Source organism: Aeromonas sp. s1(2024) (assembly GCF_040908005.1).
Classification (GTDB): Bacteria; Pseudomonadota; Gammaproteobacteria; order Enterobacterales; family Aeromonadaceae; genus Aeromonas; species Aeromonas caviae.
On record NZ_JBFOCW010000038.1, the window covers coordinates 21,544 to 40,466 of the forward strand.

Genomic DNA, 18,923 nt, shown 5'->3' on the forward strand with positions numbered 1-18,923 from the left:
CCTGGTGCCTGGCACCGGGTTGCCTAAAACAGGGCGCTGTTGAGCCACAGGTGCGCCCCTATGCCGACCATATAACCAAGCAAAATGGCAGGCAACCACTTGAGGTGCCCGACGAAGGTATACATGCCCCTGGCCTGGCCCATCAGGGCCACCCCGGCGGCGGAGCCGACCGAAAGCAGACTGCCCCCCACCCCGGTGGTCAATGTCACCAGCAGCCACTGCCCCGTGCTCATCTGCGGCTCCATGGAGAGCACGGCGAACATCACCGGAATGTTGTCGATCAGGGCGGAGAGCAGGCCGATGGTGACGTTGGCCAGGGTCGGATCGCCACCGTCATAGAGGAAATGGGATGCAAGCGCCAGATACCCCATAAACCCGAGGCCGCCGACGCACATCACCACCCCGTAGAAGAAGAGCAGGGTGTCCCACTCCGCCTTGGCAATCTTGTTGAACACATCGAACGGCACCACCGAGCCCTGACGCAGCAGCCTGGCCTCGTCCCCGGTGCGCTCATACAGCGCCCGTGCCCGGGCCAAGGTAACGGGCTGGGTCTTTCGCAGATAGAAACTGAAAAATTGCAGGTAGCCCAGCCCCATCATCATGCCGAGCACGGGGGGCAGCCCCAGGAAATGATGGCAGGCGACGGCGGTCACTATGGTGAGCACAAAGAGCAGCACGATGACAACGGCGCCGCGCCTTGGCACCACCATCTCGCCCGGCATGGCGGGCACCAGACGGGGCACCATCAGGCTCATCAGGGTGGCCGGCACCAGGAAGTTGAGCAGGGCGGGGATGAAGAGCAGCAAGAACTGCTGGAACGGCACCTTGCCCGCCTGCCACACCATCAGGGTGGTGATGTCGCCAAAGGGGCTGAAGGCGCCGCCCGCATTGGCCGCCACGACGATGTTGATGCAGGCCAGGTTGATGAAGCGGCGCTCCCCGTTGGCCACGTTGAGCACCACTGAACACATCAGCAGCGCCGTGGTGAGGTTGTCCACCACGGGGGAGATGAAAAAGGCGAGAAAACCGGTGAGCCAGAAGAGCGTACGCAGGCTGAAGCCCGCTTGCACCAGGCGTACCCGCAGCACGGCGAACAGCAGTCTGTCCTCCATGGCGTTCACATAGGTCATGGCCACCAGCAAGAAGAGCATCAGCTCGGCATACTCCAGCAGGTTGTGGCGAAAACCAGCCTGAACCAGCTCGCTGTGCCCCTGCCCCGTATAGACCAGGCCGATGGCTATCCAGATGATGCCGGCGGCCACCAGCACCGGCTTGGACTTGCGCAGCTTCAGGTACTCCTCGGCCATCACCAGGGCATAAGCCAGGGCGAAGATGGCGAGGGCGAAGAGCCCGACCCCGCTGTGGGTCAGATCGAGGGGGCCGTTGCCCGCAGCGGCGGGGGCACTGAGCAGGGCCGCCCCGGGCACGAGGCGAAGGAGTCCAGACATGGCGGCATCTCCTGGCAGGCGTCTGGCATTGAGGCTAGCAGCCCAAAGGGAAGCCGCCCTCCTTGTCATCCTGATGAGCGGCCCGCCGCGGGCACTCAGGCAAACATGAGCGAGGCCCGTTGCCAGGCCCCGTCATCAGGAGGTCTTCTTGCCAAAACCCGATTGCTTGAGGGTGTAGCCTGCGCTGTTTTGCCAGGCATCCAGCCCGCTTCGGTTGTTGCCCGCCACCAGGCTCGCGGCCAGGCTCGGGCTGTTGAACAGCTGATCAGCGGTAAAGATGAAGCCCCCTTCGGGGTGGGGAACGAGCACCCCCTTGCCCAGCAGCTCCTGGCGCAGCTCGATCACCGCCTCGCGCAGGGAGGCCGCATCCTCGCCGTTGGCGGTGGAGCCCGCCTGGACCATGAAACCGGGGTTCTGCCGCTTGCCCACCGGATAACCATGGGCCTCTGCCCCCTTGCCGTTGAAGTGGTAGAGCTCGCGCTCCCCCGGCTTGTTGTCGGAGAGGGCCTTTTGCAGGGTCATCAGCTCGTTGTAGATATCGATGGGGACCACGGCAGCCTGCTTGACGCCCTTGCTGTCGACGATAAAACTGACTTGCTTGTGTAACATCCTTGCTCATCCTGTGACCCATGGAAGGCCCTATTCTAACCACCTCAGGCGAGCGGGATCCAGCGAGGATCCCCATCCCTTTTGCAGGCGCGATCACTAACTGGCATAGTGACGGACATTGTGAAAGCCATTGACCATCAAACGGTTATACCATGCTTAGCCTGCGCAACCTCAGTAAACGCTTCGCCAACGGCGGCGAGACGCTCCCCCTGTTTGAGGGGCTGGATCTCGCCCTCACCCCGGGGGAAACCTGCCTGCTGCTGGGGCAAAGCGGCTGTGGCAAGTCCACCCTGCTCAACCTCATCGCCGGTCTCATCGCCCCGGACGAGGGGGAGATCTGGCTGGAAGAGACCCGCCTCGACACCCTGCCGACAGACGAGCGTGCCCGGCTTCGCGGGCGCCATTTCGGCATCGTCTATCAGGATTTCAACCTGCTGCCGACCCTGACCGTGGCCGAGAACCTCGCCCTGCCCCTTCAGATAAACAACCTGCCCCAGGACGATGGGCGCCTCGATGCCCTGCTCACGCGCCTTGGCATGAGCCACAAACGCCACGCCTGGCCGGAGCAGCTCTCCGGCGGCCAGCGCCAGCGGGTGGCGCTGGCCCGTGCCCTCATTCATCAGCCTCGTTGGCTGCTCGCCGACGAACCCACCGGGAGTCTCGACGAGCACAACGCCGAGCAGGTGATGGCCCTGATGATGAGCGCGGTGCGCGATACCGGCGCCGGTCTCTTGCTGGTGAGCCACAACCCGGGCTATGGCGACCTGGCGGATCGGGTGCTGCGCCTTGAAGGGGGACAGCTGGTCGAGCTCAAGGGGCGCCGCCATGGCTGACGTCTGCCGGGGGGCCTGCTGATGTTGCCGCTCAAGGCACTGCTGCGCCTCTATCGCGCTCACCCCTGGCTGCTCTTGATGAGCCTGGCCGGGCTCACCCTCGGGGTCACCCTGGTGGTGGCCATCGAGCTCTTGAACCACAGCGCCCGCACCAACTTCGTCGCCGCCCGCAGCCAGCTCGCCGGGGAGGCCAACTACCGCCTGGCCCCCCAGGGTGACCTGGATGAACAAGTCTACGTGAGGCTGGTGCGAAGCCAGCCGAACCTTGACGCCATGCCAGAGCTTCACGCCTGGCTCAAGGACGAGCAGGGGCGCAGCTTCCAGTTGCTGGGGATGGATCTCTTCAACCCCGGCCCCCTGCGCCGCCTCTTTGGCGATGCGCCAGACAGCCAACCCGATGTCTCGTTGAATCGCGCCGACAGCGTCTGGCTGGCCGCCCCCGAGGCGAGGCGCCTTGACTGGCAACCGGGCCAGTCGCGAACCTTTGTGCTGGGGGATGAGGGGCAACGCCCCCTGACCCTTACCCTGGCCGGCACCTTCGAGCCCGGCGCCGTCCCCATGGAGCGGCTGCTGGTGACCGACATCGGCCTCGCCCAGCCCCTGCTTGGCAAGGCTGGCAGACTGGATCGCATCGTCTTCAAACTCAGTGAGCAAGAGGCCAATACCTTGCAAAGAGCCTTGCAGGCGGCCCTGCAATCCTATGCCCCCCATCAGCCCCTCTGGCTTGAGCCCATCAGCCCAGCGCTCGATGCCAGCCAGCTCGGGGATGCGCTGGCCCTGAACCTTACCGCCCTCTCCCTGCTCGCCATGGCGGTGGGATTGTTCTTGGTGTTCAACGCCCAGCGCTTCGTGCAGAGCGTGCGCCGCCCCCTGCTCGCCCAGCTCATCATCCTCGGGATGCCGCCGCGCCGGGTGCTTGGCTGGCTCATGCTGGAGCTTGTGATCCTCGCCACCCTCGGCACTCTGCTCGGGCTGCTACTGGGGATCCTCTTGGCCCTCTCCCTGATGGGGCAGCTCACCCAGGCGCTGGCCGATCTCTATGGCCCCAACCCCATCGATCTGCTGCGCCTCTCCCCCGCGAGCCTTGGCAAGGCGCTGGTCATTGGCCTGCTGGGCACGCTCGCCGCCAACCTGCCCGGCTGGTGGCAACTGCTGCGCCAATCCCCCCTTGCGCTGCGAGAGGGCAACAGTCGCCCACCGGCTCACCCCTGGCAACGCCGGGGGCTTGCCATCGCCATTCTGCTGCTGTGCGCCCTGTGTCTGTGGCGGCCAGAAACCGGCCTTGGCGGCGCCCTCTTCGTGGCCGGAGGCTGGCTGCTCGCCATGGCCCTCCTGCTGCCCGATGCCCTTCGCTCCTTGCTGGGGCGGCTGCGTGCACGCGGCCCCCTCACCGCCCGGCTCGGGGTGGCCGAAACCCTCTATCACCTGGATCGCACCGCCATCGCGGTGATGGCGCTGCAACTGGCCATCGCCGCAGCCATCGGCATCGGGGTCATGGTGTCGAGCTTTCGCTCGAGCGTGGAGATCTGGCTCGGCCAGCGCCTGGCCGCCGATCTCTACGTCACCGCTCCCAAGGGGGTGGCGGGCAGCAGGGGCGCCCTCGGCGAGCAGACCCTCAACACCATCCTCGCCTCGCCGGACGTGCGCGCCGCCTCCCGCCGTTCGGTGCACCCCGCCCGCTGGCAGGGGCAGCCCATCGAGTGGGCGCAGATGGACTTTATCCCCGAGCTCAAAGCCGCCTATCCCTTGCTCGCCGGGCGCTGGCCCGCCGCTCCCGACGAGGTGCTGGCGAGCGAACCGCTGACGGTACGCCTCGGGGTCAGGGTGGGCCAGCGCCTCGAGGTAACCAGCGAGGGGGGGCCGAGGGCTTTCACCGTCACCGGCGTCTATCAGGATTACGGCAGCGACAAGGGGCAGATACTGCATGCCTTCGAAGGGGGCAAGGTGCAATCCCTTGCCCTCTTCAGCCCGGACCCCGAGCACCTTGGTGACAGGCTCAGGAGCCAGTTTGGCGAGCAGGTGAACCTGTTGCCCGCCCCCGCCATCCACGCCGCCGCCCTCAGGGTGTTCGATCAGACCTTCGTGGTGACCGAACTATTGAAGTTGCTGATCCTGGGGATCGCCTTCGTCGGCATCGGCTCGGCCTTTATGGTGCTGGGGCTGGCCCGGCGCGGCGAGTTGCAGACCCTGCAAAGCCTTGGCCTGAGCCCGCGCCACTGCCGCCGGCTGCTGGTGTGGCAAGGGGCAGGCCTCGGGCTGCTCACCGCATTGTTGGCCCTGCCGGTGGGCTATGGCCTTGCCTGGGTGCTGATTGAGGTGGTCAACCCCCGCGCCTTTGGCTGGCGGCTGGCCTTCGAGGCCGCCCCCCTGCACGCCGTCACGGCGCTCCTGCTCGCCCCCGTCTGTGGCGCGCTCGCCTCCTGGTATGCCGCAAGGAGAGTGGTATGAAAGATTGGTTGGCGCACTGGCTCAGCCATGGCTTGACGTTCCCATTGACCAGATCTCTATCACCGCCCCTGATTCAGCGCAGAGAAGCGCACAGAGCTGCCGCGAACCATCCCCTCTCCCTTCGGGAGAGGGCCAGGGTGAGGGGAATCTTGTCCTCTTGGCTTGCAGCCCTCTTGATCCCGCTTGTTGCCATAAGCGGCCACGCGCAGGCCAGCGATCTGGGGAGCATCCTGGGTGACGGCAACGATCACTTCAAAAAGGCCCTGCCGGGTCAGTCCATCAACCTGCCCGCCGATCACGGTGCCCACCCCGACTACCGCTCCGAATGGTGGTATCTCACCGGCAACCTGAAAGACGAGCAGGGACGCGGCTACGGCATGCAATGGACCCTGTTTCGCCAAGGCATTGAACAGGAGATCACCTCGGAGAACCCCTGGCTCACCCCTCAACTCTGGTTGGCCCAGTTTGCCATCACGGATGTGAGCAAAGGCAGCCACCAGCAGGACGAGCGCACCAGCCGCCAGGGGCCAGGGCTCGCCGGTGCCAGCGGCGGTGAGTATTGGCTGAAAGAGTGGGTGCTTACCTCTCAAGGGGAATCGCTCTTTCCCGCCACCCTCAAGGTGCGGAGCAAGGCGGGGGATCTTGATGTGAAGGTGAGCGCCGCCAAGCCCGCGGTACTGCAAGGTAAAGCGGGTTTCAGCGAGAAGAGCCCGGGCAACGCCTCCTTCTACTACTCCTACCCGCGCCTGACCATCAGCGGCACCCTGATCTTGGATGGGGAGACCCGTAACGTCAGCGGTGAGGGCTGGTTTGATCACGAGTGGAGCAGCTCGGTATTGGCCCAGTGGCAATCGGGCTGGGACTGGTTTTCGCTGCAGTTTGAAGATGGCCGCGAGTTGATGCTGTTTCGCCTGCGCACCAAATCGGGACGCTCTGAGCCGGAGAACCGCTACGGCATCCTGATTGAACGAGACGGCAGCAGCCGGGTGCTGAATCCTGCGCAGATCCGCCTCACCCCCGGCAAGACCTGGCGCGGCCCCAAGGGGCAAGCCTACCCCATCGAGTGGCAGCTGGCAGCCGGCGATATGAGGCTCACCATCCAGGCGCGCCTGCCCGATCAGGCCATGACGGGACGCTTTGACTACTGGGAGGGGGCGGTATCCGTCTCGGGGGATGCAAAAGGCGTCGGTTATCTGGAGATGACGGGCTACTGAGTCTTACCCCGTTCGCCATCGCGGATGAGCAGGTTCGACTCATGGATGTCAGCATCGGTGCGCGTTTGGCGATGCTGTTGGCCGCCTTCTCGCTGTCACAGGCGGACAGGGCGGCGGTGCAGGCGATGGCCAGCATGGCTTAGTGGTGCATTCAATCGCCGCTGAATTTACTGGAGGAAGGGTTCGCCGGTCGACGCAAGATCTGTAACCAGCTGTTACAAGGCATTGATGAGCAAGAGATAACACATGACTTGGTTGGCCGGGCGGTGTGGCAATGAAGAGAAGCCATCTCCCCTCCCCCCGTTTCTCTTGACCTTTCCCTGTAAAAATCTGACCACCATCAAGATTTCATTCAAATCCCACGGAACGGCTGTGTTTTTACTCAACAGGAGCGGTCGGCCTTTGATAGGCTACTACTCATCCGGCCCTTATAGCCCCAGAGGCATCCAGAGAGTGGCAATGTTCAATCCTATTTTATTCAGCTTGAAGGCAGCACAACGGAAGCTGAAATCCGTGCGGTAGGGAAGGTGCGAATAAGTCATATGGCACGAGAGCATTTACTGGTAACCCATTGATATTAAATGACTAAAATTTTCATTTTTTGTTCGTGGGATACTTGTTCGCACTTTCCCTAATAAGTTACCTTAGTAACCCTATTGAAAACGGCAGGATATTTATCCTGCCGTTTTTATTTTTCTATCTCGCCGCCTGATCCACCAGATAGAGGATGCTGTGATAGGGAATGCCAGCGTGCTGGCTGAGCCCCATTTCACAGGTGCGGCTATTGCTGAATCCCTGACGGCAATCCCTGGGCACTTGAGCTGCCAGGCTGGCAAGTGCCGCGGCGTTGAGCTCCGGGGTCATCAACCCCTTGTCACCGGCAAAGCCGCAGCACTGGATATGCTCTGGCACGATCACCTCGCGGGCACAGGCGCGGGCCACCGCCAGCATCTTATCGCCGAGCCCCATGCGCCGGCTGCTGCAGGTGATATGAAGCATCACGGTCTCATCGATGGGGGTCAGCTCAAGGTGGGGCAGCAGATGTTCCAGCACAAAGGCGGAGGGCTCGAACACCCGAAGACCCTTGCCGAACGCCCCCGAGAGCAGTCGCTGCACGCAGGGGCTGGTATCGAGCAGCACGGGCCAGCGCCCCTGTTCGCTTGCCTGCCACAATGCATCGGCCAGCTCACTGCGCTTGGCTTCCGCTACCTCGCTCATCCCCTTGCTGTCATAGGGCATGCCGCAGCAGAGCCCCTCGATACCTTGCGGCACTATGACCCGGCAGCCCGCTTTATTGAGCAAGGATTGCACCACGTCCGGCAGTGACGGGGCCTCCTCCTGCTGGCCGAATACCCGGCTGGCACACGACGGCAGATAGACCACAGCGCGCTCGCTGGATCCGTCATGGCTCCCCTCCCCTTGCAGCCATTGGTAGCGGCTCGGCCCCGGCAGGGTGGGCAACCAGGCGGGGGTGCGCTGGCCGCTGAGCTTGCGCACGCCCCCCACCAATCCTGCCAGCGCCTTGTCTCCCAGCAGCTTGCCGGCAATGGCTTTGAGGCCGAGAGACCCACGGGCCGCGCGGGTAACGCCGGCGAAGTGATCGGCGCTCCAGCGGGCGATGGGCACAAAGCGCTGGTACTTTTCGCTACGCAGCTTCTTGATCAGGCTGCCAGTGTTGATGCCCACCGGGCAGCGATCGGCGCACAGCCCGGTGGCGGCGCAGGTATCGATGCCCTGATAGTCAAATAGCTGGGCCAGCTGGTTGGAGGGCTCATCGGCACGATTGCGGCGGGCCAGTTCGCGGTAAAGCACGATGCGCTGGCGCGGCGACAGCGACAGGGTGCGCGAGGGGCAGACCGCCTCGCAAAAGCCGCACTCGATGCACGGATCCACGATGGCATCGCTCGCCGGCATGGGCTTGAGGTGGGCCAGGTGGGCCTTGGGGTCATCGTTGATGATGACGCCAGGATTGAGCAGGCCGTCCGGGTCCAGCAGCGCCTTGATGCGCCGCATCAGCGCCATCCCCTCCGACCCCCATTCCAGCTCCACATAGGGGGCCATGTTGCGGCCGGTGCCGTGCTCGGCCTTGAGCGACCCGCCAAAGCGCACGGCGACGAGCTCCGCCACCGCATCCATAAAGGCGCCGTAGCGGGCCACCTGGGCCGGATCGTCAAAGCCCTGGGTAAAGACGAAGTGCAGGTTCCCCTCCAGCGCGTGGCCGAAGATGATCGCTTCACCGTATTCGAAGCGATCGAACAGGGCTTGCAGCCCCGCCACCCCTTCGGCCAAGCGCTCGATGGGAAAGGCGACATCTTCAATGATGACGGTGGTGCCTGTGGTACGCACCGCCCCCACCGCCGGGAAGAGCCCCTTGCGAATGGCCCAGAGGTCGGCGCTGTCGATAGTAAAAGGCACAGAGGCGACCTGGACGAACTCGGCGGCCATGGCCGTCACCTGCTCGCAGCGAGCCACCAGCGCCTCTTTCGATTCCCCATGCACCTCCACAAGCAGGGCGCAGGCAGCCAGATCCAGCGTCTTGATAAAGTCCGGCAGACCGGGCTTGCCCGCCACCGAGCGCAGGGAGCGCCCATCCATCAGCTCCACCGCCGCCACCGGCGCACTTTTCAGGCGCGAGGTGGCCAGACAGGCCTGCTCGGCGTCCCGAAACACCAGCAGGGCCGAGGCCTTGTGGGGGTATTCGGGCACGGTGTCGAGCACCACCTCGGCGATAAAGCCGAGGGTCCCCTCCGAGCCAATCATCAGGTGGGTGAGGATATCGACAGGGTCCTCATGGTCGAGCAGGGCGTTGATGGCGTAGCCGGTGGTGTTCTTGAGCCGGTACTTGTGGCGGATCTTGGCGGCAAGTTCGGCATTCGCCAGCACTTCGGCACGCAGGGCGGCAAGCCCCGTGAGCAGCTCCGGGCGCCTGGCCGCCAAGGCGGCGCGGCTCTGGGGATCGCCGCTCTCCAGCACGGTGCCATCGGCCAGCAGCAACGTCATGGCGTGCAAGGTGTGATAGCTGTTGTGGGCGGTGCCACAGCACATGCCGCTCGCGTTGTTGGCGGCGATGCCACCCAGCTTGCAGGCGTTGATGGAGGCGGGATCCGGCCCAATCTTGCGCCCCAGGGGTGCCAGATAGCGGTTGGCATCGGCGCCGATCACCCCGGGTTGCAGGGCGATGCGCGCCCCCTCGTCCAGAATGCGGTGGCCGCGCCAGCTGTCGGTCAGGGTGATGAGCACCGAATCACTCAGGGCCTGGCCCGAGAGGCTGGTGCCGGCGGCGCGAAAGGTGCACGGCAGGCCCAATTCGCGGCACACTCCGAGCACGAAGCGCACCTCCTCGAGGGAGTCGAGGCGCACGATGCGCTCAGGCACCAGGCGGTAGAAGCTCGCGTCCGTGCCGTGGGCCAATCGCAAGTCCGGGTCGCTCACCAGCCGCTCCGGCGGGATGCGCGAGAGCACGGCGGCGTCAAATTCATTCCAGCGCATCAGCAATCCTCCACCAGCACCACCAAGAGGCGGCTCGGGCCGTGGGCGCCGTAGGCCAGGGTCTGCTGGATGTCGGCGGTCTTGGAGGGGCCGGAGACCAGCAACAGATTGGTGGGCATGGCCTGCTGCCAGCGCCCGGCCGCCACCAGCCCCGCCAGGTTGTCGGTTATGGTGGAAGCCGCCAGCAGGGCGATATGGCAGGGGGGCACCAGGGACAAGGTGCGCGGCTCGCCGCCATCGGGCAGCAATACGAGCGTCCCGGTATCGGCGATGGCGCCCGCGCAGTGGGTAATACCCGCCTGACAGACGTCGAACAGATCGTCCTTCCAGCTCGCGAACTTGCCTGCGGGGGTCAGCACAGATCGCCCGGCGCAGGCGGCCGCGACCGCCTCCTGCCAGCGGCCGCCCTGGCCACAGGCCAGACTCGTCACGCCCTCTTCATCCAGCCAGGCGGCCAGATCCCGGGCAAGGGTTGCTTCCTTGACGGTCAGGATCTCGGCGTGGCTGGCGCTGATCCCGGCAACAAAGCGCTCGCGCCGCGCCTGTTCATCCTCTCCGCGCCAGGGCTGCCAGCCATGGGGGGCATGTGCCATGGGGGTGGCGGCGCCGCGCAGGCGGCTTAATATGGCCTCTTTGCTCGACATCTCAGGACTCCTTCTTCTTCTGGCGCAGCAGGGCGTGCAGGCTCTGGGGGGCGGGTTTGGGGGCTTCGCGGCACTGGGTCCAGGGGCCCAGGTGTTTGGGCATCAGCCCCCGCAGGCGACCGGCCACCCCGGTTGCGGCGTGATAGAGGCGCGGGTGGGTGGCGGCAAAGGCAAAGCCCTGCATGGCGAGGGTCTCGAGCCGGCTCCTGGCCGCCCCCTGCCCCGCCAGCGGTTCGTGGCCGGGCTGTGCGTCGTGCTTGGCCTCCCGACGCAGGCGCTGCAACATATCGGGAATGGGGATGCGCACCGGGCACACCTCGCCGCAGGCACCGCACAGGCTCGATGCCGTCACCAGATCGCTCGTGCTCTCCAGCCCCAGCAGATGGGGGGAGATGATTTTGCCGATGGGCCCCGGGTAGATGGTGCCATAGGCGTGGCCGCCGATGCGGGTGTAGACCGGGCAGTGGTTCATGCAGGCGCCGCAGCGGATGCACTGCAAGGTCTTGCGCAGCTCCTCGTCCCGGTAAGCCTGGCTGCGGCCGTTGTCGAGCAGCACCAGGTGCACCTCGTCCGGGCCGTCCAGCTCCCCTGCCCGGCGCGGGCCGCTGATGACGTTGAAGTAGGTGGTGATGGCCTGACCGGTGGCCGAGCGGGTCAGGGCGCTGTAAAGGGGCGGCACGTCGGATAGGCACTCCACCACCTTCTCGATGCCGGTGATGGCCACGTGCACTTTCGGCACCGTGGTGCACATGCGCCCGTTGCCCTCGTTTTCCACCAGACAGAGGCTGCCGGTCTCCGCCACCGCGAAGTTGACGCCGGAGAGCCCCATGCCGGCGCGGCGAAACTCTTCGCGCAGGGCTCGCCGCCCGGTCTGGATCAGGGCGTCCACGTCCGTGGTGGGGGTGAAGCCTTCCAGGTTGCTTGCGAAGGTGTCGCTCACCTCCTGCTTGTTCTTGTGGATGGCGGGCATGATGATGTGGGACGGGGTGTCGCCGTCGAGCTGGACGATAAACTCCCCCATGTCGCTCTCAAGGCAGCGGATGCCGTGGCGCGCCATCTCGTGGTTGAACCCCACCTCCTCGCTCACCATGGACTTGCCTTTGACGATGGAGCTCACCCCGTGCTGCTGGGCGATGCGAAGGATGATGGCGTTGGCCTCGGCCGGCGTCTGGGCCCAGTGCACCCGGATGCCGTTGCGCTCGCAGTTGGCTTCGAGCTGCTCCAGCAGGTCCGGCAGACGCGAGAGACAGCGCTGGCGGATTTGCTCCGCCGCATCGCGCACCGCCGCTTCTTCGGCGGGGTCGGCGAAGGCATCGCGGCGCTTGGCGCGCAGGTAATCCATGGCGCCGCGAAAATTCTGGCGCAGCACCGGGTCGGCCAGGGCCGCCTCGGCCTGGGGATGGAAGCGGCGCGGCGAATACTTGGCGTGGTCAGACATGGGGCTGGGCCTCTTTGGTATGAGCCAAATCGCTAACAGCGGCGCCGTTATGAGCTATTTCGTCACTCTCGGGGCGGCTGTGGGCGAGCAGGAAGCTCGCCAGGTGGGTGGCAGGCAAGATCCTGCCCTGATAGGCCAGGGATCCCTTGATGTTCAAGAGGCACCCCCAGTCGGCGCTCACCAGGGTGTCGGCGCCGGTGGCCAGCAGGTGGCGGGTCTTGTCCTCCACCATGGCCTGGCTGATGTGGGGGTGGCGCACCGAGAAGGTGCCGCCAAAGCCGCAGCACTCGCTCTCGTAGGCCTGTTCATGCAAGGTGACGCCATCGAGCTGCCCCAGCAGGCTGCGGGCCGTGGTGTGTACCTGCATCTCGCGCCGGGCCGAGCAGGAGGTGTGCATGACGATGCTCGCCTCCCCTACCCCGTGCCAGCGCACCCGGCAGACCCGGGCCAGAAACTCGGTGAGCTCGAACACCCGATCGCAAAAATCGGCCACCTCGGGGCTCTCGGGGAAGAGGCGGCGGTAGTGGTGGTGCATCATGCCGCCGCAGGAGCCCGACAGCACCACCACCGGCCAGGGCTCGGGGAAGAGCGCCATCTGGCTTTGCGCCACCTTGCGCGCCTCCTCCTCGTGACCCGAGGTGTAGGCTGGCTGCCCGCAGCAGGTCTGTTTCTCGACAAAGTGCACCCTTATCCCTTCCCGCTCGATCAGGGCGATGGCATCGAGCCCCGCCACCGGGTCGAACAGGTCCACCAGACAGGTGGCGTAGAGATAGACATCGGCCGGCTTGGCCGGGTAGACCCGCATTACCTTCATCACTTGCTCTCCTTACTTGAGCTGCAGCAGTGCGTCCGAGATGTGGAAGCTGTACATGAGCGCCAGCCCGATAAGGCCGGTGACCAGCAGGTAGTAGAGGGTCGGCAGCGCCGTCTTGCGCAGCGTCGCCCCCTCACGGCCGAGCAGCCCCACGGTGGCCGAGGCCGCCACCACGTTGTGAATGGCAATCATGTTGCCCGCAGCGGCGCCGACGGCCTGCAGGGCCAGCATGGCGGCGGTGGAGACCCCCAGGGTCTGGGCCACCTCGAACTGGAACTGGCTGAACATCATGTTCGATACCGTGTTGGAGCCGGCGATAAAGGCCCCCAGCGCGCCGATGGTGGCGCTGAGGGCCGGGAAGAACTCCCCCACCAGCCCGGCGGCAAAGTTGGCGGTGGTCACCGGCATGCTGGCGAGATCCGCCCCGTTGACGCCGGAGTTGATGAAGATACGCACCATGGGCACGGTGAAAATCAGCACGAAGCCGGCGCCGATCAGGGTGCGGCTGGACTCCCCCAGTGCCCGCCCGAAGGGGGCGAGGGAGCGCGATTGCAGCCAGGTGGCGAGCAGGGCGCAGAGCACCAGCAGGCCCCCCGGCAGGTAGAGCGGCTCAATGGAGGCGCTGACCCCCTTCTCCCCCAAGAGGTCTGTGAAGGCGAGGCTCACCGACAGGAGGCTCGCCTTGAACTCCGGGCTCACCCGGCTCGCCACCAGCAGGAGCGCCAGCGCCACATAGGGAAACCAGGCCAGCATGAGCGACATGGGGCGGCCGGCGGTCTCTTTGAGATCGAGCTTGAGGGAGCCCAGCCACTCGGCGGGCCACTCGTTCTCGGGGGCGAAATCCCAGGAGTTCTTGGGCACCAGAAAACCGGCTCGCGCCGCCGTCACCACCAGGGCCAGCCCCACCAGGCCGCCGATGAGGGACGGGAACTCGGGGCCGAGCAGCATGCCGGTGAGGGCATAGGGGACGGTGAAGGCGAGCCCGGCGAAAATCGCAAACGGCAGGATGGAGAGCCCCTCGGTCCAGCTGCGGTTGCGGCCGAAGAAGCGGGTCAGCATCATCACCATCAGCACTGGCATCAGGGTGCCGACGATGGCGTGAATGAGGGCCACGTTGGTGGTCACCTGTTGCAGGTAGATGTCCCAGCTGCTGCCACCGGCGCTCAGGGTCTGGCCGATGGCCTGGTTATCCAGCCCCTTGTTGATACCCACCAGGATGGGGGTGCCCACCGCGCCGAACGACACCGGGGTGGACTGGATCATCATGCCGAGCAGCACGGCGGCGAGCGCCGGAAAGCCGATGGCTACCAGCAGCGGCGCGGCGATGGCGGCCGGGGTGCCAAAACCCGAGGCCCCTTCGATAAAGGCGCCGAAGCACCAGGCGATGATGATGGCCTGGATGCGCCTGTCCGGCGAGATGTTGGTAAAACCACCGCGAATGGCGGTGATGGCGCCGGTGTGTTTGAGGGTGTTGAGCATCAGGATGGCGCCGAACACGATCCAGAGCACGGTCACCGTGATCACCAGCCCCTGCAGGGTGGAGGCGAAGACCCGGGTCGGGCTCATCTGCCAGCCCCAGAGGGCGATGAACACGGTCAACAGGAAGGCGACGGGCATGGCGCGCTTGGCGGGCCAGTTGAGGCCGACCAGCAGCACGGCGGCCACCAGGATCGGCGAGAAGGCCACCAGGGCCAGCAGGGTGTCTGTCATCATTGCGTCCTTGTCCAGAGGGGTGCAGAGGCGCACCTTGTTGTTGTTTTGTTAAGCGGACGTGACCTTACCCTGTTCCTTTTTCGCGATATATGGAAATAATGAACAACATTCGTTCCAAAAGTTGATCAATATGGCCAGTACCGACGACCTCATCCTCTTCGCCCAGGTGGTGGAGGCCGGATCCTTCAGCAAGGTAGCTGAACAAAATTCCCTGACAAATTCAGTGGTTAGCAAGCGGATCGGGCGTCTTGAGGAGGAGCTCGGGGTCCAGCTCCTCTATCGCACCACCCGCCGGCTCACCCTGAGCGAGGCGGGCAAGGCGCTCTATCAAGGTGCCAAAAATGTGAAGGCCGCCGCACTGGACGCCTTCGACGCGGTGGCGGGATTTGGTGAAAAGGTGAGCGGTCATGTGCGGATGTCGGTGCCCACCATCTCCGGCGAGCTCTTGCTCGCCGATGCGGTGGCCGATTTTTGCCAGCAGCACCCGGGGCTCACGGTGGAGATGTCGCTGGACAACCGCTTCGTCAACCTGGTGGAAGAGGGGTTCGATCTGGTCATTCGCACCGGCTATCTGGATGACTCGAGCCTGATTGCCCGCCACATTCTCGACTCCCAGTGGGTCATCTGCGCCGCCCCCGCCTATGTGCGCCGCTTCGGGGCGCCGCGGGTGCCGTCAGACTTGCTCACCCACAACTGCCTGCGCTACGCCTACCAGAGCACAGGGGCCTCGGAGTGGGCCTTCAAGGGGGAAGAGGGCAACTATCTGGTGTCGGTGTCGGGGAGCTTTTCAACCGACAACGCTGGTGCCCTGCGCAAGGCGGCGCTGGGGGGGCGCGGCATTGTCTATGTGCCACGCTGTCTGGTCTATCACGATCTGATGAACGGCGAGCTGGTGGACTTGTTTCCCGACCGGGTGGGCAAGAAGCTCGGCATCTACGCCGTCTACCCCTTCACCCGCCAGCCGCCGCGCAAGATAAGGCTGCTCATCGAACACATCCGCCAGCGCTATCTGGAGATTGGCCACTACTTCATCTGAGGCCCTTGTCGGGCTTCAAAGGGCGGACGACGCCGCCTGACGGGAGAGAAACGCCAGGGACTGGCGGTTGAAGTGATCCGGCTGCTCCACGTTGCAGACGTGGCCGCACTTTTCGATGATTTCGAGGCGGCTGTAAGGGTCGCGGGCCACCTGCTCGCGCACCGGGGCGAGGAACATGTGATCCTCCTCCCCCATCACGTAGAGGGTGGGAATGGGCAGGGCCCGCTCGCGAAAGTAGCGCATCAGGGGGTTCACCTCGGTGGCGAGACGGAACCAGCGCTTGAACTCCTTCTGGCACAGCTTTCTGGCCTCGCGCACGAAGAGGTTGCGGGACTCCTGATGGTGCTGGCGCGGCATGATGATGAAGGCGAACAGGCGGTAGAGCCACATGTAGGGCAGGAAGTGCTGGCCGAGGCGACCAAGCTGCACCAGCACCCGGGAGCGGATGTCGAGACGCAGGATGGCGCCGCCGAGCACCATGCTCTTGACCCGCTCGGGGCGAAGCTCCGCCAGGTGGCGGATGAGGATGGTGCCAAGAGAGATGCCGACAAAATGGGCGTGGGGGATGCGCAGGTGATCCAGCAGGCGCAGGATATCCTCGGTCACGGCCCGAAAGCTGTAGTGCCCCTTTACCACCTGCTGCAGCTGGTTGGACTGGCCGTGACCGCGAAGGTCCAGCAGCAGCACGTTGAAGTGCTCCCGGTAGGCCCGCAACTGCTTGAACCAGATGGAGGAGCTGCCGCCCGCACCGTGCACGAACACCACCCAATCCCGATCGGGACCCAGTTCAAAGGTCTTGTGGTACAACATCTCATGGGCTCCCGGGGTGATGGGGGGTATACTCGGCGCGCATATTAACAGAAGGCTCACCCCGGTGAACATGCTTCCACCATGATCGGACCAGCCTGGAGTCCCCATGACCCTCGTTCAATTGCGTGAATTTTTGCTCAGCCAGCCCGGCGCCACCGAGGACACCCCCTTCGGCCCGGAGATCCTGGTCTACCGCATCGCCGGCAAGATGTTTGCCCTGGTGGACTGGCAGGCGGAGCCCCTCTCCATCAACCTGAAGTGCGAACCCGAGCTCGCCCTGCTGCTGCGGGAGATCCACCCCGAGGTGAAACCGGGCTGGCACATGAACAAGCAGCACTGGAACACGGTGACCCTGAGTGAAGGCCTGTCTGACGATCTCTGGCAGGGCTGGATAGTCCACTCCTATGAGCGGGTGGTGGCGGGTCTGCCCAGGGCGAAGCGGCCCCAGGCCCCCCGCGCGACCATCAGGGAGGGTTGATCCATGCCGTCTCTTTCTTCTCCTCGCATCGTCCCCCTCGAGGAGGCGCACATACCAAGGCTTTTGGATCTGTTCGAGCAGTCGGTACGCCGCCTGGGGCCTGCACACTATAGCCCGGAGCAGGTGGAGCAGTGGGCCAGGGGCGCCCATCACCCGGGGCTTGCCAGCCAGTTGCGCGAGCACCATGGCTGGGTCATCGAGCAAGACGATGTGCCCCTTGGCTTTGCCACCCTGAGCGATGACGGTCATCTCAGCCTGCTCTACGTGAGCGCGGATCATCCGCGCCAGGGGCTCGGCACCCTGCTGCTGGAGCGGGTGCTGGCAGCCGCCAGCCAGATGGGACTTGGCAGCCTCACCACGGAGGCGAGCGCCTTCAGCCTCGCTCTCTTCCTGCGTCACGGCTTCCTGCTGACCGGATTGGAGACGGTGGAGCGCGGCGGTGTCCAATTTATCCGCCATCGGCTCCACTGCCGCTTGCCATGACGGGTTCAGCCACTAAAATACGCACCATTTCCCCAAGACAATGAAGAAAGGGCAGCCATCATGGTGGTAGAGAGCGACGGTTACATTGCGCTGATCGAGTATCTGGTAGAGAGTCTGGGTCTGTTCGAGAGCCAGCAACAAGGCGGCGGCGCCCAGACCATCGAGGATCTGGTGAGCAGCCGGGTGGCCGACAACCTGATGGCCATCTGCGAGCAGAACCCCCAGCTCGACCCCAAGGTGCGCTTCCTGATCATGCAGGAGGCCGATGCCGTGGTCGCCGACCTGGAAGAGGTGCTCTCCGCCGTCTGGTTGTCCGCCCCCAGCGAAGCCCAGCAAGCCTTCCTCATCGAGTTCATCGACCTCATCAAGAACCTGTTCGACAGCACCATCAGCTGACCCCCCCCCTGCCGTGACGGCAAGGGGACGAGATGCAATGAGGCGAGGAGTGAGGCGGGACGCCCAATGAAAAGGGCCGCCTCATCGGGCAGCCCTGCTTGCTAGCATTGTCAATTCATCGCGCTTGTCAGAGTAATGAATTTCGGGGCAAAAAAATGTGTCTGGTCTTGGCAACCATCCGTGGTCGCTACCCTGTTGGTCAGCCAGGGTTCAGTTTAGTTCCCCACCTGACGCATTTTTTTCAATTATTTTTCATCACAATGACACGGGGGCCTGATGGCCCCCGTGGTATGCAATGACGCCTCAGCGATTCAGGCTGGGAGGCAGGCAGACGCCGATGCCCCCCAGGCCGCAATACCCCTCGGGATTCTTCTCCAGATATTGCTGGTGATAATCCTCGGCGTAATAGAAGGGGGCCAGCGGCAGGATGCGGGTGGTGATGGTGCGCCCGTCACCGCTCGCCGTCATGGCCTGCTGGTAGGCGGCCAGGCTCTGCTGGGCAATCGCCTCCTGGGTGTCGTCCCCGACGAAGATGACGGAGCGATACTGGGTGCCGATGTCGCCACCCTGGCGCATCCCCTGGGCCGGATCATGGTGTTCCCAGAACAGCTTCACGAGATCCCCATAGCTGATGACCTTGGGATCGAACACCACCTGCACCGTCTCGGCGTGGCCGGTCAGGCCGCTGCACACCTCCTTGTAGGTGGGATTGGGGGTCAGCCCCCCCTGATACCCGGCGGCGGTGGAATAGACCCCGGGCTGCTGCCAGAACAGACGCTCCACACCCCAGAAACAGCCCATGCCGAACCAGGCAAGCTCCATCCCCTCGGGCCAGGGCCCCTGGGTCGGGTGGCCGTTTACTGCGTGCACCTGGCCAATCTCCAGCGCTTCCCGCCGTCCCGGCAGCGCCTCTGCCGGTGAAATAATCTGCTCCATATGCCCTGTCCTTGTATAAAACCCCGCGCAATGCGGCTGACGAAAAGGAACACCGAAGATATCAGGTTATTAGCCCGGATCAACCAGGGAGCGGCCCCCGGGGCGACCCTCCCGCCCTCGCCTGCGTCTTCCCC

At 64.7% G+C, this 18,923-nt stretch carries 16 protein-coding genes; 7 read left to right on the plus strand and 9 right to left on the minus strand.

Going from position 1 to position 18,923, the window contains the following annotated elements; genetic code table 11:
• Positions 1-23: 23 nt before the first annotated feature.
• Positions 24-1,448: a sodium:proton antiporter NhaD gene (gene nhaD / locus AB5Y70_RS08960; RefSeq protein ID WP_043155607.1), complete on the minus strand. Its 1,425-nt coding sequence runs from the start codon at positions 1,446-1,448 to the stop codon at positions 24-26.
• 135 nt (positions 1,449-1,583) lie between these two features.
• Positions 1,584-2,057, minus strand: a complete 474-nt coding sequence (locus tag AB5Y70_RS08965; RefSeq protein WP_010674381.1) for a DUF4357 domain-containing protein — start codon at positions 2,055-2,057, stop codon at positions 1,584-1,586.
• A 152-nt stretch (positions 2,058-2,209) separates the two neighbouring features.
• Here AB5Y70_RS08965 and AB5Y70_RS08970 point away from each other — a divergent pair, with 152 nt between their 5' ends.
• From AB5Y70_RS08970 to AB5Y70_RS08980, 3 genes are all read left to right on the plus strand, one after another.
• Positions 2,210-2,890: an ABC transporter ATP-binding protein gene (locus AB5Y70_RS08970; RefSeq protein ID WP_043155604.1), complete on the plus strand. Its 681-nt coding sequence runs from the start codon at positions 2,210-2,212 to the stop codon at positions 2,888-2,890.
• Between the two features lie 21 nt (positions 2,891-2,911).
• Positions 2,912-5,338 carry an FtsX-like permease family protein gene (locus AB5Y70_RS08975; protein ID WP_053288507.1) on the plus strand — a complete coding sequence of 809 codons (2,427 nt, stop codon included), beginning with the start codon at positions 2,912-2,914 and terminating at the stop codon, positions 5,336-5,338.
• 173 nt (positions 5,339-5,511) lie between these two features.
• Positions 5,512-6,552, plus strand: a complete 1,041-nt coding sequence (locus tag AB5Y70_RS08980) for a lipocalin-like domain-containing protein (RefSeq protein WP_053288508.1) — start codon at positions 5,512-5,514, stop codon at positions 6,550-6,552.
• Between the two features lie 696 nt (positions 6,553-7,248).
• Here the strand turns inward: AB5Y70_RS08980 and AB5Y70_RS08985 are convergent.
• The 5 genes from AB5Y70_RS08985 to AB5Y70_RS09005 are packed head-to-tail and all read right to left on the minus strand — an operon-like array spanning position 7,249 to position 14,647.
• Positions 7,249-10,041 carry an FAD-binding and (Fe-S)-binding domain-containing protein gene (locus AB5Y70_RS08985; RefSeq protein WP_043155597.1) on the minus strand — a complete coding sequence of 931 codons (2,793 nt, stop codon included), beginning with the start codon at positions 10,039-10,041 and terminating at the stop codon, positions 7,249-7,251.
• Positions 10,041-10,685: a lactate utilization protein C gene (locus AB5Y70_RS08990; RefSeq protein ID WP_043155596.1), complete on the minus strand. Its 645-nt coding sequence runs from the start codon at positions 10,683-10,685 to the stop codon at positions 10,041-10,043. The genes AB5Y70_RS08985 and AB5Y70_RS08990 overlap by 1 nt, the downstream gene beginning before the upstream one ends.
• A 1-nt stretch (position 10,686) precedes the next feature.
• Positions 10,687-12,123, minus strand: coding sequence for a LutB/LldF family L-lactate oxidation iron-sulfur protein (locus AB5Y70_RS08995; RefSeq protein ID WP_043155594.1), 1,437 nt, complete (start codon positions 12,121-12,123; stop codon positions 10,687-10,689).
• Positions 12,116-12,937: a (Fe-S)-binding protein gene (locus AB5Y70_RS09000; RefSeq protein WP_043155591.1), complete on the minus strand. Its 822-nt coding sequence runs from the start codon at positions 12,935-12,937 to the stop codon at positions 12,116-12,118. The genes AB5Y70_RS08995 and AB5Y70_RS09000 overlap by 8 nt, the downstream gene beginning before the upstream one ends.
• Positions 12,938-12,949: 12 nt before the next feature.
• Entirely contained in the window at positions 12,950-14,647 is a 1,698-nt protein-coding gene (locus AB5Y70_RS09005) for an L-lactate permease (protein ID WP_043155589.1), read from the minus strand.
• 61 nt (positions 14,648-14,708) lie between these two features.
• Here AB5Y70_RS09005 and AB5Y70_RS09010 point away from each other — a divergent pair, with 61 nt between their 5' ends.
• Positions 14,709-15,686 (plus strand): LysR family transcriptional regulator, encoded by a 978-nt coding sequence (locus AB5Y70_RS09010; protein WP_081000955.1) that lies wholly within the window; start codon positions 14,709-14,711, stop codon positions 15,684-15,686.
• Positions 15,687-15,701: 15 nt separating this feature from the next.
• Here AB5Y70_RS09010 and AB5Y70_RS09015 read toward each other — a convergent pair whose 3' ends face one another.
• Positions 15,702-16,496, minus strand: a complete 795-nt coding sequence (locus AB5Y70_RS09015; RefSeq protein WP_010674369.1) for an alpha/beta fold hydrolase — start codon at positions 16,494-16,496, stop codon at positions 15,702-15,704.
• Positions 16,497-16,602: 106 nt separating this feature from the next.
• Here AB5Y70_RS09015 and AB5Y70_RS09020 point away from each other — a divergent pair, with 106 nt between their 5' ends.
• The 3 genes from AB5Y70_RS09020 to AB5Y70_RS09030 are packed head-to-tail and all read left to right on the plus strand — an operon-like array spanning position 16,603 to position 17,853.
• Positions 16,603-16,974, plus strand: a complete 372-nt coding sequence (locus AB5Y70_RS09020) for an MmcQ/YjbR family DNA-binding protein (RefSeq protein WP_039038958.1) — start codon at positions 16,603-16,605, stop codon at positions 16,972-16,974.
• A 3-nt stretch (positions 16,975-16,977) separates the two neighbouring features.
• The gene (locus tag AB5Y70_RS09025) at positions 16,978-17,457 is read left to right on the plus strand and encodes a GNAT family N-acetyltransferase (protein ID WP_029314371.1); all 480 of its coding nucleotides are present in this window, start codon (positions 16,978-16,980) and stop codon (positions 17,455-17,457) included.
• A 60-nt stretch (positions 17,458-17,517) separates the two neighbouring features.
• Positions 17,518-17,853, plus strand: coding sequence for a DUF3802 family protein (locus tag AB5Y70_RS09030; protein WP_010674366.1), 336 nt, complete (start codon positions 17,518-17,520; stop codon positions 17,851-17,853).
• A gap of 303 nt (positions 17,854-18,156) precedes the next feature.
• Here AB5Y70_RS09030 and msrA read toward each other — a convergent pair whose 3' ends face one another.
• Entirely contained in the window at positions 18,157-18,789 is a 633-nt protein-coding gene (gene msrA / locus AB5Y70_RS09035; RefSeq protein WP_010674365.1) for a peptide-methionine (S)-S-oxide reductase MsrA, read from the minus strand.
• Positions 18,790-18,923 lie beyond the last annotated feature (134 nt).